Genomic DNA, 15,747 nt, shown 5'->3' on the forward strand with positions numbered 1-15,747 from the left:
CCACGACCGTGCTCCGGTCCGCACCGTCCCGCTCCCCCGCCGCCCGGTTCCGCACCACCCCCAACGCCGCATACCCGTCCGACCCCTGCTGCCGCGGACGGGGCATGTTCCGCCGTTCCAGCGCCTCGGCCAGCGGCTCGAACAGGGTGCTGAGCGGGAGCAGTTCGGGGCCGCCGGGCACACCGTCGCGGAGGAGTTGGATGAGTTCGCCGGTGAAAGCGGTGTAGCGGTCCGTCGGCGGCGCGTAGGACTTCAGGTCGCCGGAGGAGGAGGTGAGGAGGTAGGTGCCGCGGATCTCCAGTGGCGCCTCCCCGCCGCCGGTGTCCCCCATCATCGCGTCCAGGACCCAGCCGCTCTGGCAGCAGTCGAGGACGAGGATCTTGTTCCGGCAGGGGGCCGTCTCGAAGATCTCCCGGATCGCCTGGAACGGAACCGTCGTCCAGCGCAGGTCGTTCTGGTCCGCTCCGCTCAGTGCCAGATGCAGCTCGGTGTAGTCGTGGTTGAGGATGCCGTGGCCGGAGAAGTAGACGAGCAGCGTGTCCGGTGCGTCGGCCGCCGCCTCCCGGATCGTGCGGCACACGCCCCGCGGGTCGGCGGAGTCCTGCACGACGGTGCATCTGCCGGGCAGGAACGCTCCGTTGTCCCCGGTGAGGAGTTCGGACAGCACCTCCAGGTTGTTGCGCACGGCCAGCAGCGGCTTGAGGTCCGGACTGTCGTAGGAGGAGGTGCCGATCAGGACCGCGCGCGACCCGCGAGGGTCCGGCAGCCGGGTCTTCATGCCTGCGGCGGGTCGAGGCGGTCCCGGAAGGCCTCCTCCAGCAGGGTGCGCGCGTCCTCGACCGAGTCGGCGGTGACCTTGGCGCTGCGGCCGTCGGCCAGCGTGATCTCGACGGAGGTGGGTGACCGACGGGCCCTCAGCAGCGCGGGGAGCGTGCCGATGAGCGCCGTGATGGCGCCTCCGCTGCCCAGTCCGACGAGGAGCAGTTCCAGGCCGGTGCCCATCTCGCCCTCGGCGGGGCTGCTCCGCACGAGGTCGACATGGCCGCGAAGCTCCGGACGGGCCGTCAACTGCCGTCGCAGGGCGGCGAGATCGGTCCCCGAAGCCGCCTGCCCGCTCTCCTCGACCAACCGCAGCCGGATCTGCATGACCGGCCTCCCCTCGTTGCGCGGTGTGGGGGTCAAGTGTGCAGCACGGGGACGGGAGTTGTACCCGTTTCGGCAGGTGGCGCGGACCGATGTCGGCTTCGGCGGGGCCGGATCCGGGGAGTCAGGAGCCTCGTTCGGCAGCGGCGCGTCGATGAGGGTGGCGGCCGGCCACTGTTCTACGGCTGCGATGTGGAGCGTGGCGGCGGAGGCGGCCAGGAGGGCCCGGGCCGAGCCGGCCGCGGGCCACGCCTATTCCTGCTTCTCGCCGGAGGCGAAGCGGGAGATGATCAGGGCGACGATGATGATCGCGCCGTTGAGGAACTGGTTCCACAGCGGCGGTACGCCCGCCAACGTCATGACGTTGACGACCAGTTGGAGGGTGAGCACGCCGGTCAGGGCGCCGAAGACGGAGCCTTTTCCGCCGTTGAGGCTGACGCCGCCGATGACGGTCGCCGCGAAGACCTGGAAGATCCAGCCGCTGCCCTGGGTCGCGGAGACGGAGCCGTAGTGGCCGCTGTAGAGGATGCCGGCGAACGCGGCCAGCAGGCTGCCGAGGACGAGGACGACCCAGACGATCCGGTCGACGCGGATACCGGCGGTGCGGGCGGCCTCCGCGTTGCCGCCGATCGCGTACAGCGCCCGTCCGTGCCGCAGCCACGCCAGCGCGCTGCCGCCGAGGGCGAAGAGCACCGCGCAGATCCAGATCGCGGCGGGAACGCCGAGCCAGGACGCCTTGCCCAGGTAGGTGAAGGAGGGGGGCAGGTCGACGATGGACTGCCCCTCGGACAGCGCGACCTGGAGGCCGCGCAGCATGGTCAGACCGCCGAGGGTGACAATGAACCCGTTGAGCCGCAGCTTGAGGATGAGGAAGCCGTTGGCGGCGCCGATCAGGACGCCGGTCAGCAGGCAGAGCGGCACCGCCGTCCACTCGGGCAGCAGGCCGAGGCCGGTGAACCGTCCCCCGCTGCTGGGCAGTACCAGCCATACGGCGATGACGGGGGCCACGCCGATGGTGGACTCCAGCGACAGGTCCATGCGGCCGACGATGAGGATCAGCGCGGTGGCGAGGACCAGCAGGCTCAGTTCGGTGGACTGCTGCGCCACGCCGATGAGGTTGTCCGCGGTCAGGAAGGCCGGGGAGACGATGAAGCCGATCAGGCCCAGCACCAGGATGACCGGGACCAGGGACAGGTCGCGGAAGCGGCCGAGGGCGAGGCCGCGTCGGGCGGTGTCGGCGGCGGGCGCCTGCACCGAGCCCGTCTCGGGCTCGGTGACGTCGGTGGTGGCGGTCATGGCTACCTTCCGGGCTCTTCGGTGTCGGATGCGGCGACGGTGTCGGCGACGCCCTCCACGGCGGCAACGCCCTCCACGGCGGCGACGCCCTCCATGGCGGCGACCACGTGCTCGTCCCGCCAGCCGCGGGCGAACTCGCCGACCACACGGCCGTGGAACATGACGACGACCCGGTCGCACACCTTGAGGTCGTCCAGTTCGTCGGAGACGATCACGGCGGCCTTCCCGGTGTCGGCGATCTGCCGGATCCGGCCGAGCAGGAACTCCTTGGACCTGACGTCCACGCCGTTGGTGGGACGGATGGCCACCAGGACGTGGGGGTCGGTCGCCAGGGCGCGGGCGACCACGACCTTCTGCTGGTTGCCACCGGACAGCGCGGAGACGGGAACGGCCGCGCTCGGGGTCTTGATGTCCAGGTCCTCGATCATCCGCCGGGCGAAGCCGGCGGTGCGGCCGGGCAGTACGGTGCCGAACGGTCCCAGCTGGTCGGTGACGGTCAGCGTCGCGTTCTCCGCCACACTGCGGTCGCCGACGAGCCCCTGGAGGTGGCGGTCCTCGGGGACCAGGCCGACTCCGGCGGCCAGCGCCGCGGGCACGCTCCCGGCCCGCACGGCACGGCCGTCGACCGAGACGCGGCCCTCCTCGGGGCGGTGCAGACCGGCGATCGCCTCGCCCACCCGCACGTTGCCGCTCGCCGTCGCGCCCGCGAGCCCGATCACCTCGCCCGCGCGGACCGTCAGCGACAGGCCGCGGCAGGCGCCGGGCAGCGTCAGGTTCTCGACGGTCAGCAGTTCCCGGGAGTCGGGCCGCGCGGACGCGGTGCCACGCCCGGTGGTCGTACCGGGGGCGGCGGACTCTCCGGTCATGGCCTCCACCAGGGCCTGGTGGCCGAGTTCGGCCACCGGCGCGGTGAGGATGTGCCGTGCGTCGCGGTAGACGGTGACCGTGGTGCAGAGGTCGTAGACCTCCTGCAGGTGGTGGGAGATGAAGAGGAACGCGACGCCCTGGCGCTGGAGGTCGCGGAGCCGGTCGAAGAGCCGGGTGATGCCGCGGGCGTCGAGCTTGGCGGTGGGCTCGTCGAGGATGATGAACCGGGCCCCGAAGGACAGGGCGCGGGCGATCTCGACGAACTGCCGCTGCTCGACGGTCAGATCCTTCGCGCGGGCGTCGGCGTCCACGTCCACGCCGTACTCGCCGAGGAGTTCCCCGGCCCGTCGGCGCAGCCCCTTCCAGCGGATGGGGCTGAGCGGCCGCGGGCTCTGCCGGTTGAGGAAGAGGTTCTCGGCGACGGTCAGTTCGCCGATGATGGTGGACCGCTGGTAGACGCAGGCGACCCGGGAGCGCCAGGCGTCGATGTCGCCGAAGGCGGGGGCCGGTTCGCCGGAGAAGCGCAGGGTGCCGGTGTCCGGCTGCCGCAGTCCGGTGAGGACGGAGACGAGCGTGGACTTGCCGGCGCCGTTGCGGCCGACCAGGGCGTGCGACTCGCCCGCGGAGACGGTGATGCGGGCGTCGCGCAGGGCGACGGTGGCGCCGAATCGCTTGCTGATCCCGGTCGCCTCGGCCACGGGGGCCGGGCTCCTGGTTCCGATCGCCGAGACGGTCGCGGTGTCCGCCATGCTGGTTGCCGTCCTTTGCGTACGGAGGGGGTGGGGGTGCGGCGGGGGGCGGCGGACGCGGTGCCGCCGTCCCCGCGCCCCGGTCGGCGGGCTCGTGGGTCACTGGCCGATGCTGTTGCCCCAGAGGGTCTTGTCGTCGACGTTGTCCTTGGTGACCAGCGGTGCGGGCAGCTGGTCCTCCAGGCCGTTCGGGATCTTGACGATGGTGGAGTCGTGGTCGGTCGGACCGGGCTCGAACGTCTTGCCCTCGGCCGCGGCCTGGGCGTAGAAGAGCGCGTACTTGGCGTAGAGGTCGGCGGGCTGCGAGACGGTCGCGTCGATGTGGCCCTTGCGGATGGCGTCGAACTCCTGCGGGATGCCGTCGTTGGAGACGATCGCGATGTGCCCCTTCTCGCCCGCGGGCTTGAGCAGGCCCTTCTGCTCCAGGAGCGCGAGGGTGGGCTGCAGGAAGGCGCCGCCCGCCTGCATGTAGATGCCGTTGAGGTCCGGGTGCTGGGCGAGCAGCGACTGGAGCTTGGCGGAGGCGACATCGCCCTTCCAGTCGGTGGGGAGCTCGAAGACCTTGATCTTCGGGTACTTCTCCTTCATGCACTGGGCGAACGCCTCGGAGCGGTCGCGTCCGTTGATGGAGTCCAGGGCTCCCTGGAGTTCGGCCACCTTGCCCTTGCCGCCGAGCCGCTCGCCGAGGAACTCGCAGGCCCGGGTGCCGTAGGCCCGGTTGTCCGCCCGTACCACCATGTACACCTCGCCCTTGTCGGGTCTGGTGTCGACGCTGACCACCGGGATCCTCGCGGCCGAGAGGGAGTCCAGGGTGGAGGCGATCGCGCCCGTGTCCTGCGGGGCCATGACGATGGCCTTGGCCTTGGTGTTCTGGAACACCTGCACGTTCGACACCAGCTTGGTGACGTCGTTCTGCGAGTTGCTCAGCGGAAGCGCGTTGACGCCCTGGGACTTGATGTCCTTCTTCAGGTACTGCGCGTAGGAGTTCCAGAAGTCGGTGTCGGAGCGGGGCAGGTCGATACCGATGGCCGGCTTGCCGCCCGAGGCGCCGGAGTCGGCGCTGTCGCGGTTGCACGCGGTGGCGAGCGCCAGCACCGCGAGGACGACGGTGGTGGCTGCGGCTGTGGAGCGGGTGCGAGCGAGCTTCATGGCCGGGTGATCTCCTTAGCCTGGGCGGGAGGGGCGTATCGCCTGCGGGACGAGACAGCCGCCGGGCACGTCGGGGCCGAGCACGGGAGTGCGCGGGCCGCGCCCGGTGGAGGGGGACGGGCGTCAGCCGTGTCCGAGGGAGCGGAGGCCGGGCAGCCCCACGCCCACTGAGCCAGTCCTCGGATGAATCTCGGACGCGGCGACGTTACGACGACGTTGCCAGCGTTGACAAGGGTGCGCCTCCACGTAATTCCGAAGTCCGGTGGGCGCGTCGTCGTCGACGGCTCATCTCGGGCCGAACTCCTTCCGGCCGGGCGGCCGTTCACCGCAACGGACGCCCTCCGACCGCCTGTCCTCGCGGACCGAGTGCGCGCGGCCCGGCACCCTGACCTCCTTGTTCTCCGACCTCGGCCACAAACGTCCGAGGTCTGCCTTGCCAGACTCTCCCTGTGCCCTTACATTCGCGGTGCCGTGAAACATCGGATGACTCGCGATGAGCACGGACGGATCCTGGCGGGCCCCGGCCCGCACGAACAGCGGGCGGACCGTCCGGGCCGGTCGGCACGGTCGGCACAGCGCCCGCGGTGACCCCACCCGCGACAAGGGAGCTCCTCAGTGAAACTGCTACGCGTCGGTGCCCCCGGTGAGGAACGGCCCGCCGTCCGCACCGAGGACGGCCGGCTGCTGGACCTTTCGTCGGTGACGCCCGACATCGACGGCGCCTTCCTCGCCTCGGACGGCATCGAGCGCGCCCGCGCCTCGCTCCGGGCGGGCGACCTGCCCGAACTGGCCCCGGAGGGGCTGCGTATCGGCGCCCCGCTCGCCCGCCCCGGCAAGATCGTCTGCATCGGTCTGAACTACCGGGACCACGCCGCCGAGACCGGGGCCGCGATCCCGCCCCGCCCGGTGGTGTTCATGAAGGACCCGGGCACCGTCGTAGGCCCCTACGACGAAGTCCTCGTCCCGCGCGGCTCGGTCAAGACCGACTGGGAGGTCGAGCTCGCGGTCGTCATCGGCCGCCGGGCCCGCTACCTCGAAGGACCGCGGGCGGCGCGGGAGGTGATCGCGGGATACGCGGTCAGCCACGACGTCTCCGAGCGGGAGTTCCAACTGGAGCGCTCCCCGCAGTGGGACCTGGGCAAGTCCTGCGAGACGTTCAACCCGCTCGGCCCCTGGCTGGTCACCGCCGACGAGGTCGGCGACCCGCAGGACCTCTCCCTGTCCCTCAGCGTCAACGGCGTCAAGCGGCAGGACGGCCACACCCGGGACATGATCTTCCCGGTCGACCACATCGTGGCGTACCTGAGCCAGTACATGGTTCTCCGGCCGGGCGACGTGATCAACACCGGTACGCCCGCGGGCGTGGCCCTGGGCCTGCCCGACACCCCCTACCTCCGGTCCGGCGACACCGTCGAGCTGTCCGTCGAGGGCCTCGGCGAGCAGCGCCAGACGTTCGGCCAAGCGTGAAAGGCACTCCTTTGACTGCACCGTCCGCCCGGATCACCGCGGTCGACACCTACGACATCCGCTTCCCCACCTCGCGGGAGCTGGACGGCTCCGACGCGATGAACCCGGACCCCGACTACTCGGCCGCGTACGTGGTGCTGCGCACGGACGCCGGCGACGGCCGCGAGGGGCACGGCTTCGTCTTCACCATCGGGCGCGGCAACGACGTGCAGGTCGCCGCCGTCGGGGCCCTGCGTCCCCATCTCCTCGGCCGGTCCGTCGAGGAACTGTGCGCGGATCCCGGCTCGTTGAACCGTGACCTGATCGGCGACAGCCAACTGCGCTGGCTCGGCCCCGAGAAGGGCGTGATGCACATGGCGATCGGCGCCGTGGTCAACGCCGTGTGGGACCTGGCCGCCAAGCGCGCCGGTCTGCCGCTGTGGCGGCTGCTCGCCCGGGCCGATCCGGAGTGGCTCGTCTCCCAGGTCGACTTCCGGTACATCGCCGACGCGCTCACCCCGGCCGAGGCCCTCACCCTGCTGCGCGCGGGCCGCACGGGGCTCGCCGAGCGCGAGGCGCTGCTGCTGGAGCGCGGCTACCCCGGTTACACCACCTCGCCGGGCTGGCTCGGCTACTCCGACGAGAAGCTCGCCCGGCTGGCCAGGCAGGCGGTCGCCGACGGCTTCACCCAGATCAAGCTGAAGGTCGGCGCCGACCTCGGGGACGACATGCGGCGGCTGCGCATCGCCCGGGAGGCCGTCGGTGACGGCATCCGCATCGCCGTCGACGCCAACCAGCGGTGGAACGTCGGCGAGGCGATCGACTGGGTCAACGCGCTCGCCGGCTTCGACCCGTACTGGATCGAGGAGCCCACCAGCCCCGACGACGTGCTCGGACATGCCTCCGTCCGCAAGGCGGTCGCCCCCGTGAAGGTGGCCACCGGCGAGCACGTGCAGAACCGCATCGTCTTCAAGCAACTGCTCCAGGCCGGCGCCGTCGACGTGCTGCAGATCGACGCCGCCCGGGTCGGCGGGGTCAACGAGAACCTGGCGATCCTGCTGCTGGCCGCCAAGTTCGGCGTGCCGGTGTGCCCGCACGCGGGCGGGGTGGGGCTGTGCGAACTGGTCCAGCACCTGTCGATGTTCGACTACCTCGCCCTGTCCGGCACGACGGAGAACCGGGTCATCGAGTACGTCGACCATCTGCACGAGCACTTCACGGATCCGGTGCGGATGCGTGCGGGGCACTACCGGGCGCCGCTCGCCCCCGGTTTCTCGGCGACCATGCGCCCGGGCTCCATCGACCACTACCGCTATCCGGACGGCGGCTTCTGGGTCGCCGACCGCGCCGAACGGGAGGACGTGGCATGACCGAGCTGACCGGGCTGAGGGCTCTCGTGACCGGCGGGGCGTCCGGCATCGGGCTCGCCACCGCCCGCGCCCTGACCGCACGGGGCGCCTCCGTCGCCGTACTCGACCTGGCACCGGACGGTGTGCCCGAACCGGTTCTCGGACTGCGGGCCGACGTCGGCGACGACGCCTCGGTGCGGGCCGCCGTGGAGACCGCGGCCACGCGCTTCGGCGGCCTCGACATCCTCGTCAACAACGCGGGGATCGGCGCGGCCGGAACGGTCGAGGACAACCCCGACGAGCAGTGGCACCGCGTCCTCGACGTCAACGTCCTCGGCATGGTCCGCACCACCCGCGCCGCCCTGCCCCACCTGCGCCGCGCCGCCGAGGCCCGTCCGGGTGCCGCGGCCGTCGTCAACACCTGCTCCATCGCGGCCACCGCCGGACTGCCGCAGCGTGCCCTGTACTCCGCCAGCAAGGGTGCCGTCCTGGCGCTGACCCTGGCCATGGCCGCGGACCACGTCCGGGAGGGCATCCGCGTCAACTGCGTCAACCCCGGCACCGCCGACACCCCGTGGGTGGGCCGGCTCCTCGACGCGGCGGAGGATCCCGAGGCCGAGCGGGCCGCGCTCAACGCCCGCCAGCCGATGGGGCGCCTGGTCACCGCCGAGGAGGTCGCCGCCGCCATCGTCTATCTGGCGAGCCCCGCCGCGGCGTCCGTCACCGGCACCGCGCTCGCCGTCGACGGCGGTATGCAGGGGCTCCGGCTGCGACCGGAACCCCGCTCATGAGGACCGCGCCGCTGGGCCGCGGCGGCGTCCGGGCCACCCGGCTGGCGCTCGGCTGCGCGGCCCTCGGCAACCTCTACCGGCCGGTGGACGACGAGACGGCCGCCGCCACGGTGGACGCCGCCTGGGACGCGGGCATCCGCACCTTCGACACCGCTCCCCACTACGGACTGGGCCTGTCCGAGCGGCGGTTGGGCGCGGCGCTGCGCGGCCGCCCCCGCGACACGTACACCGTCTCCACCAAGGTGGGACGCCTGCTCGTGCCCTACGACGGGGGCGGCGCCGGGGACGACCTGGCGCACGGTTTCGCCGTGCCCGCCACGCACCGCCGGGTCTGGGACTTCAGCGGTGACGGCGTACGGCGCTCCCTGGAGGCCAGCCTGGAGCGCCTCGGCCTGGACCGGGTCGACATCGTCCTGCTGCACGACCCCGACGACCACGCCGAGCAGGCCCTGCGCGAGGGGTACCCGGCGCTGGAGCGGCTGCGCGGCGAGGGCGTGGTCGGGGCGATCGGCGTGGGGATGAACCAGTGCGCGCTGCCCGCCCGTTTCCTGCGCGAGACCGACATCGACGTGGTGCTGCTGGCCGGCCGCTACACCCTGCTGGAGCAGGAGGGGCTCGCCGAGCTGCTGCCCGAGGCGGCCGCCCGTGGCAGGAGCGTCGTCATCGGCGGTGTGTTCAACTCCGGGCTGCTGACGGATCCGGGGCCCGGGGCCACGTACGACTACGCGCCCGCCCCGCAGGCGGTGCTCGACCGGGCGTTGCGGCTCAAGGCGGTGGCCGAGCGGCACGGGGTGGCGCTGCGGTCGGCGGCGCTGCACTTCCCGTTCGGGCATCCGGCGGTCGCGAGTGTCCTGACCGGGGCACGGTCCCCGGAGGAGGTGCGCGACAGCGTGGCACAACTGCGGCGGCCGGTCCCGGACGCCTTCTGGCACGAGTTGCGCGCCGAAGTCCTGCTGGACCCCCACGCCCCCGTCCCCTCCGTCCGCTGAAGGAGTCGTTGTGAGGATCGCCCTGCACACGAAGGTGCGTGCCGACCGCATCGAGGAGTACGAGGCGGCGCACCGCGAGGTGCCCGAGGAGCTGACCGCCGCCATCCGCGCCGCCGGGGTGAACCGGTGGACGATCTGGCGCAGCGGTACGGATCTCTTCCACGTCCTGGAGGTGGACGACTACGCGGCGATGATCGCCGAACTGGAGAAGCTGCCCGTCAACATCGCCTGGCAGGCGCGCATGGCCGAACTGCTGGACGTCGTCCACGACTACTCCGCCGAGGGCGCCGACTCCTCCCTGCCGGTGGTGTGGGAGCTGTGACCGGCCTGCCGTAGGCAGGGCCGCACGAAGCCGCCCCCGGGAACTCCCCGGGGGCGGTTCGCGTGCGTCGGGGTCAGCCGATCCTGGTCACCACCCACCGCTGCGGCGATCCGCCGTTGGCGGTCCACTGGATGACCGAGGCACCTTCGGCGGTGGTGTTGCCATTGTCCAGCGCCTTGCCGGAGCGCACGCTGACCAGCTTGTAGTAGCCGTGCTCCAGGCCGGTGACCGCCCACTGCTGCGGGGAACCGCCGTTCTGGGCCCACTGGATGACCTGGCCGCCCTCGGTGGTGGTGTTGCCGTTGTCGAGGGCCATGCCGCTGCGCACGCTGACCAGCCGGTAGACGCCGTTGGCGAGGACGGCCGGCATGCCGCTGACCTCCACACAGACCACCGAGACGTTCGCGTTGGGCGCGCCGGCCGGCACGGCGACGTCGATGGTGCCGCCGCTGACGGTGTAGGAGAGCGACGTGGAGGGGTTGTTAAGCAGGTAGACGCGGTTGACGGTGTTGTGGACGGCCGGTATCCGCAGGGTGCCGTGCGTGGGCCAGTCGAAGACGTGGGCGAAGAGCTTGCCGTTCTTCTTGGTGATCCTGCCCCAGGACGGTTCGGTGGCGAAGGGGCTGCCGCTGGTGCCGTGGATGCTGTCGGCGTGGACGGACATCCAGGAGGCGAAGCCGTTCAGGACGTTCACGGATCCGGGGCTCACGCTGCCGTCGCCCTTGGGGCCGATGTTGAGCAGGTAGTTGCCGTCGCGGGAGGCGACCGTGACCAGCTCCTGGATGAGGGTCTTCACGGACCGGTAGTTGTTCTCGGCCCAGTCGGCGTAACCCCAGGCGCCGTTCATGGTGGCGCAGGCCTCCCAGGGCCGCTCCAGCGGCGCGTCGGGGATCCCGAACTCCGCGACCGCGTAGTCGCCGAGGCCGACGTCCCGCTTGACGCGCTCGTTGACGACGAGGTTGGGCTTGCGGGCCATCAGCCAGTTGTACAGGTCCTGGCCGTCGGCCCGGGTCCACCAGGACTGCAGGGTGGGCGAGGCCGGGTTGCCGCCCCAGTCGCCGTCGAACCACAGCAGGGCCGGGTCGTAGCGGTCCAGCAGTTCCTGCAACTGCCCCTTCATGTCGTTGATGTAGGCGGCGCGGGCACTCTGCGAGGCCATGGGAGCGTCTGCTGCGGGTCACTTCGCTACGTCAGCCGGTAGGCGCGGGTCGCCGTACCGCCGAAGACCTCGGAACGCTCGGCCTCGGTGAGGCCCGCGGTCAGCTCCTCGGCGACGGCGACGACTTCCTCGTAGGAGGCGGCCAGCAGGCAGACCGGCCAGTCCGAGCCGAACATCACCCGCTGCGGGCCGAAGGCTTCCAGCACCACGTCGGCGTACGGGCGCAGGGCCGACGCGCTCCAGTGGCCCCGCTCGGCCTCGGTGACCATGCCGGACAGCTTGCAGAACACGTTGGGCTGCGCGGCGAGTTGGCGGATCAGCGATGCCCACGGCTGGAGTTCGCCCCAGGCGATCGGCGGCTTGGAGAGGTGGTCGAGGACGAACGTCGCCTCGGGCAGGGCCCGTACGGCGGCGATGGCGGCGGGCAGTTGGTGCGGGAGGGTGAGCAGGTCGTAGGCGAGGCCCGCGGCGGCGACCGCGTGCAGGCCCCGGCGGACGTCGGACCGGTTCAGCCAGTCGGGGTCACGTTCTCCCTGCACCAAGTGCCGTATGCCCAGCAGGAGTTCACCGCCGGGCGCGGCCCGCAGGGCGGCCAGCGTGTCGGCGACGCGATGGGAGGTGAGGTCGGCCCAGCCCACGACGCCCGCCACCAGGTCGGTCCCCGCGGCCAGGGCCAGGAACTCCGCCGTCTCGTCCGTCTCGGGCAGGACCTGGACCAGGATCGTACGGTCGATGCCCGCGGCCGCGGTCTCCCGCGCCAGGTCGTTCAGGGTGAAGTCCCGGCGTACGGCGGCCATGTCCGGCTCGTCGAGCCAGCGGTGCGCGCGGCGGCGCGGGCCGAGGTCGGCCGCCGCGGCGGAGGCGGATGTCGGCCGCCAGATGTGGTGGTGCGCGTCGATCCTGGTCATGCTCTGTGAGGCCAATCAGCTACGAGACGGCGGAGCGGGGCGATACATCCAATGAATGAGGAAGCGGCCTCGATGGTCGCCGCTGTGACGCCGAGCCACACATCCCATTTCCGCGCACGTTAACACATACATCCCACGTTTACGTGAGGGTCATTTCCGCCTCGCCACCCCCGGAGGGGAGGGCTCCGCTGAGGCGCAGGTGCTCCCTCAGCCACTGCTCGGTGTTGCTCACGTGCAGCAGGGCCGCGGCCTGGCTGAGGGCGGCGTCCCGGGTGGACAGGGCGTCGAAGATCGCCTCGTGCTCGGCGATGGTGCGGTCCGCGGCCCTGTCGTCGACCACACCGCGCCAGGTGCGGGCCCGCAGGGTGCGGCCGGAGATCCCTTCCAGGAGGGCGAGGAGCGTCTCGTTGCCCGTGGCCGAGACGACGGCCCGATGGAAGGCGGCATCGTGGGCGCTGAGCCGCTCGACGTCGTCGCGGGCCTCGCGCATGGCGTCCAAGTGCCGCTTCACTTCGGCCAGTTGCTCATCGCAAATCCGCGTGGCCGCAAGGGCCGTGGCCATCGGTTCGAGGAGCCGCCGGACCTCCATGAGGTCCCGCAGCGCCACCGAGTCGCCCTGCAGCAGCTCCACCGCGCCGCCGAGCCCCTCCAGGAGCAGACTCGGCTGCAGGCTGGTCACGTACGTCCCGTCACCGCGCCGGACCTCCAGAACCCGGGCCACGGCCAGCGCCTTGACCGCCTCACGGGCGAGGTTGCGTGACAGACCCAACTGCGCGGCCAGGTCCGGCTCCGGCGGGAGCTTCGAGCCCGGGGGCAGCGCGCCGGTCCGGATCAGCTCACGGATCCGCTCGATGGCCTTGTCCGTCAGAGACACCGCACACCCCTCCCCCCACCGTGCCCCGAGAGCACGTACGACGTGCCCAGCCCCTGCGCCGGCAGTAGCTCCGGGTCCACGCGCCGAGGGCGACGCCGATGATACCGAGGGGGCGACCACGCACGGGGCGTGGGTACCGCCGCGGTGCCTCCCATCGACCCAGGCCATCAGGCGCACACAATCGGTCATGACGACCCGTCAGACATGCCATGTCTGGGGCACGGCGAAACACACCAAACGCACCTCAAAACTGGCCAACTGGCCAGCGGTTCGGCTGTTTTCATCCCTGCACGCCGGGTTGACATCCCACGGCGATATGACGGACCTTCATGCGTAACGAGCGGCACTCCCCTGCACATCAGCCACAGGGATGTCTTCATGTCGAGTTCGATCAACAGACGCCACTTCCTGGCCGGTGCCACCTGCGTCGCCGCGGCGGCCGTAGCCGGAGGTGTGTTCGGCTCCGGGGTCGCCCAGGCGGCGCCCACCGCGTACACACCGGACTGGGACTCGGTCGACCAGCACCCGGCGGCCCCGGAGTGGTTCCAGGACGCGAAGTTCGGGATCTACTTCCACTGGGGCGTCTTCAGCGTCCCCGCCTACGGCAACGAGTGGTATCCGCGCAATATGTACCGGGCAGGCGACTCCGCCCGCCAGCACCACATCGAGACCTACGGTCAGCCGTCGGCGTGGCCGTACCACAACTTCATCAACGGGGCTCGGGACCTGGCGGGCAACTTCAAGCAGTTCGCGCCGAAACTGAAGTCGGCCGGCGGGAAGTTCGACCCCGACGAGTGGGCGCAGTTGTTCGTCGACGCGGGCGCCAGGTTCGCCGGCCCGGTCGCCGAGCACCATGACGGCTTCTCCATGTGGGACAGCCAGGTCAACGAGTGGAACTCGGTGCAGAAGGGCCCGGGACTGGACCTGCTCAAGCTCTTCTCCACGGCCATCCGCGCCAAGGGCCTCAAGCTGCTGGTGGCCATGCACCACGCGTACAACTTCACCGGCTTCTACGAGCACGCCCCCGCCCAGACGGACCCGAGCCTCAAGAAGCTCTACGGGCAGCTCGGTCCGGCCGCGGAGAACCAGCTCTGGTTCGACAAGCTCAAGGAGGTCGTCGACCGCGCCCAACCCGACATCCTCTGGCAGGACTTCAACCTGGACGAGGTCGACGAGCAACAGCGCCTGAACTTCCTGGCGTACTACTACAACCAGGCGATCGGCTGGGGCCGTGAGGTCGTCACCACGTACAAGGACGGCATGAACGGCAAGGGCGAGGTCTTCGACTACGAGCGCGGCGGCCCGGCCGACCTCACCACCCCGTACTGGCTGACCGACGACAGCATCTCCAGCTCCAGTTGGTGCTACACGCAGGGCATCGGCTACTACAGCATCCAGCAGATGCTGCACTCGTTCATCGACCGGGTCAGCAAGAACGGCAACGTGCTGCTGAACATCGCGCCGATGGCCGACGGCACCATCCCCCAGGCGCAGAAGGACATCCTCCTCGGCATCGGCGACCACCTGAAGCGCTTCGGCGAGTCGGTGTACGCGACGCGCGCCTGGACGGCGTACGGCGAGGGCCCGACGAAGATGGGCGGCGGCTCGTTCACCACCCCGCACGCCGGCACCCCGCAGGACATCCGCTTCACCCGCGACAAGGCGGGCACCGTCCTGTACGCCACCGTCCTCGGCTGGCCCGGGAGTTCACTGACGATCAAGACGCTCGGCTCGGACCGGATCAACCTCTCCTCGCTGACCTCGGTCAAGCTCCTCGGCACCACCGCGGGCACCTACATCGACCTGCCCACGCCGGTCCAGAACTCCTCCGGCCTCACGGTCACCCTGCCCTCCTCTGCGCCGTACAGCGCGGGCGCCTACGTCCTGAAGCTCGCCTTCTCCGGCCCGATCCCGGGGCTGCGGCCGCTGGCCGGCGCCATCGCCTTCGCGGACGTCAACTACACCGGTACCGCCGGTGTGTTCACCGTCGGCGACCACACGGCGGCCGACCTGACCGCGGCCGGACCGGGCCCGGGCACGATCTCCTCCCTGCGACCGGCCCCCGGTTACCAGGTGGTCGGCCACTCCGGGGACAACTTCACCGGCACCTCCTGGACCTTCACCGCCGAGAACCCCGATCTGCGGGTCACCGGCAACAACGACCGGATCGCTTCGCTGCGGGTCCAGTTCAACCCGGCGACGTACTTCCGGATCATCAACGCCACCAATGGACTCGCCCTGGACAGCGGCGGCGACGTGGCCTCCGGATCCAACCTCAAGCAGTGGACCTGGAACGGCAGCACCAACCTCCAATGGCGGGCGGAGGCGGTCGGTGGCGGCTACTACCGGCTGGTCAACCGGACCAACGGCATGGTCGCCGACGGCTGGGGCGCCACCGACATCGGCTCCGCCGCCCGGCAGGCCCCCTGGAACGGCGGCAGCAACCAGCAGTGGCGCATCACCCACCGGGGCGGCGACCACTACACCATCGCCAACCGCACCACCGGCCTGGTCCTCGACGGCGGCGGCAACGTCGGCTCGGGCTCCGTCACCAAGCAGTGGACGTACGGCAGCAGCGCCAACCTGCTGTGGACCTTCACGGCCGTCTGATCCCCGCAACGCACTCCCCCGATCAGCCCTCGTTCCCGCACACCCCGCTCACCCCTCGTTCGTCGAGTCCTGAACCGGCACCCGTGACGTGACCC

At 71.2% G+C, this 15,747-nt stretch carries 13 protein-coding genes and 1 pseudogene; 6 read left to right on the top strand and 8 right to left on the bottom strand.

Annotated elements, in window-relative coordinates:
• Window positions 1-124: 124 nt before the first annotated feature.
• The 5 genes and pseudogenes from ICC28_RS40670 to ICC28_RS21775 form a co-directional block, all read right to left on the bottom strand.
• A pseudogene (locus ICC28_RS40670) lies at window positions 125-778 on the bottom strand (caspase domain-containing protein); the annotation flags it as partial.
• Complete coding sequence (locus ICC28_RS21760; RefSeq protein ID WP_188290333.1) at window positions 775-1,146, bottom strand: effector-associated constant component EACC1; 372 nt, start codon at window positions 1,144-1,146, stop codon at window positions 775-777. The gene ICC28_RS21760 and the pseudogene ICC28_RS40670, both read right to left, overlap by 4 nt.
• Before the next feature lie 249 nt (window positions 1,147-1,395).
• Window positions 1,396-2,439 carry an ABC transporter permease gene (locus tag ICC28_RS21765; protein WP_188290334.1) on the bottom strand — a complete coding sequence of 348 codons (1,044 nt, stop codon included), beginning with the start codon at window positions 2,437-2,439 and terminating at the stop codon, window positions 1,396-1,398.
• Between the two features lie 2 nt (window positions 2,440-2,441).
• The gene (locus ICC28_RS21770; protein WP_188290335.1) at window positions 2,442-4,055 is read right to left on the bottom strand and encodes a sugar ABC transporter ATP-binding protein; all 1,614 of its coding nucleotides are present in this window, start codon (window positions 4,053-4,055) and stop codon (window positions 2,442-2,444) included.
• 99 nt (window positions 4,056-4,154) lie between these two features.
• Window positions 4,155-5,204, bottom strand: coding sequence for a sugar ABC transporter substrate-binding protein (locus ICC28_RS21775; RefSeq protein WP_188290336.1), 1,050 nt, complete (start codon window positions 5,202-5,204; stop codon window positions 4,155-4,157).
• 615 nt (window positions 5,205-5,819) lie between these two features.
• Between ICC28_RS21775 and ICC28_RS21780 the strand changes: the two genes are divergently transcribed.
• The 5 genes from ICC28_RS21780 to ICC28_RS21800 are packed head-to-tail and all read left to right on the top strand — an operon-like array spanning window position 5,820 to window position 10,101.
• Window positions 5,820-6,671, top strand: a complete 852-nt coding sequence (locus ICC28_RS21780) for a fumarylacetoacetate hydrolase family protein (protein WP_188290337.1) — start codon at window positions 5,820-5,822, stop codon at window positions 6,669-6,671.
• Window positions 6,672-6,682: 11 nt separating this feature from the next.
• Window positions 6,683-8,020: an L-fuconate dehydratase gene (locus ICC28_RS21785; RefSeq protein WP_188290338.1), complete on the top strand. Its 1,338-nt coding sequence runs from the start codon at window positions 6,683-6,685 to the stop codon at window positions 8,018-8,020.
• Complete coding sequence (locus ICC28_RS21790) at window positions 8,017-8,790, top strand: SDR family NAD(P)-dependent oxidoreductase (RefSeq protein ID WP_188290339.1); 774 nt, start codon at window positions 8,017-8,019, stop codon at window positions 8,788-8,790. The genes ICC28_RS21785 and ICC28_RS21790 overlap by 4 nt, the downstream gene beginning before the upstream one ends.
• Complete coding sequence (locus ICC28_RS21795; RefSeq protein WP_188290340.1) at window positions 8,787-9,779, top strand: aldo/keto reductase; 993 nt, start codon at window positions 8,787-8,789, stop codon at window positions 9,777-9,779. Before ICC28_RS21790 ends, ICC28_RS21795 begins: the two co-directional genes overlap by 4 nt.
• Window positions 9,780-9,789: 10 nt before the next feature.
• On the top strand, window positions 9,790-10,101 hold the full coding sequence (locus ICC28_RS21800) for an L-rhamnose mutarotase (RefSeq protein WP_188290341.1): 312 nt from the start codon (window positions 9,790-9,792) through the stop codon (window positions 10,099-10,101).
• 73 nt (window positions 10,102-10,174) lie between these two features.
• Here ICC28_RS21800 and ICC28_RS21805 read toward each other — a convergent pair whose 3' ends face one another.
• The 3 genes from ICC28_RS21805 to ICC28_RS21815 all read right to left on the bottom strand — a co-directional run bounded on the left by ICC28_RS21805 (window position 10,175) and on the right by ICC28_RS21815 (window position 13,042).
• The gene (locus ICC28_RS21805; RefSeq protein WP_188290342.1) at window positions 10,175-11,260 is read right to left on the bottom strand and encodes an alpha-L-fucosidase; all 1,086 of its coding nucleotides are present in this window, start codon (window positions 11,258-11,260) and stop codon (window positions 10,175-10,177) included.
• A gap of 26 nt (window positions 11,261-11,286) precedes the next feature.
• On the bottom strand, window positions 11,287-12,168 hold the full coding sequence (locus ICC28_RS21810) for an amidohydrolase family protein (RefSeq protein WP_188290343.1): 882 nt from the start codon (window positions 12,166-12,168) through the stop codon (window positions 11,287-11,289).
• A gap of 139 nt (window positions 12,169-12,307) precedes the next feature.
• A complete protein-coding gene (locus ICC28_RS21815; protein ID WP_188290344.1) occupies window positions 12,308-13,042 on the bottom strand; it encodes a FadR/GntR family transcriptional regulator in 735 nt (244 codons plus the stop codon).
• A gap of 378 nt (window positions 13,043-13,420) precedes the next feature.
• On the opposite strand from ICC28_RS21815, the gene ICC28_RS21820 reads away from it, so the two are divergent.
• Complete coding sequence (locus tag ICC28_RS21820) at window positions 13,421-15,652, top strand: alpha-L-fucosidase (protein ID WP_188290345.1); 2,232 nt, start codon at window positions 13,421-13,423, stop codon at window positions 15,650-15,652.
• Window positions 15,653-15,747 lie beyond the last annotated feature (95 nt).

Origin of the sequence: Streptomyces sp. TRM68416 (assembly GCF_014596915.1) — a bacterium.
Classification (GTDB): domain Bacteria; phylum Actinomycetota; class Actinomycetes; order Streptomycetales; family Streptomycetaceae; genus Streptomyces.

What these genes read in the sequence shown, in the direction of transcription:
- ICC28_RS21760 (WP_188290333.1), bottom strand. Translation starts at nt 1,146, where the DNA reads ATGCAGATCCGGCTGCGGTTGGTCGAGGAGAGCGGGCAGGCGGCTTCG.
- ICC28_RS21765 (WP_188290334.1), bottom strand. Translation starts at nt 2,439, where the DNA reads ATGACCGCCACCACCGACGTCACCGAGCCCGAGACGGGCTCGGTGCAG.
- ICC28_RS21770 (WP_188290335.1), bottom strand. Translation starts at nt 4,055, where the DNA reads ATGGCGGACACCGCGACCGTCTCGGCGATCGGAACCAGGAGCCCGGCC.
- ICC28_RS21775 (WP_188290336.1), bottom strand. Translation starts at nt 5,204, where the DNA reads ATGAAGCTCGCTCGCACCCGCTCCACAGCCGCAGCCACCACCGTCGTC.
- ICC28_RS21790 (WP_188290339.1), top strand. Translation starts at nt 8,017, where the DNA reads ATGACCGAGCTGACCGGGCTGAGGGCTCTCGTGACCGGCGGGGCGTCC.
- ICC28_RS21795 (WP_188290340.1), top strand. Translation starts at nt 8,787, where the DNA reads ATGAGGACCGCGCCGCTGGGCCGCGGCGGCGTCCGGGCCACCCGGCTG.
- ICC28_RS21805 (WP_188290342.1), bottom strand. Translation starts at nt 11,260, where the DNA reads ATGGCCTCGCAGAGTGCCCGCGCCGCCTACATCAACGACATGAAGGGG.
- ICC28_RS21810 (WP_188290343.1), bottom strand. Translation starts at nt 12,168, where the DNA reads ATGACCAGGATCGACGCGCACCACCACATCTGGCGGCCGACATCCGCC.
- ICC28_RS21820 (WP_188290345.1), top strand. Translation starts at nt 13,421, where the DNA reads ATGTCGAGTTCGATCAACAGACGCCACTTCCTGGCCGGTGCCACCTGC.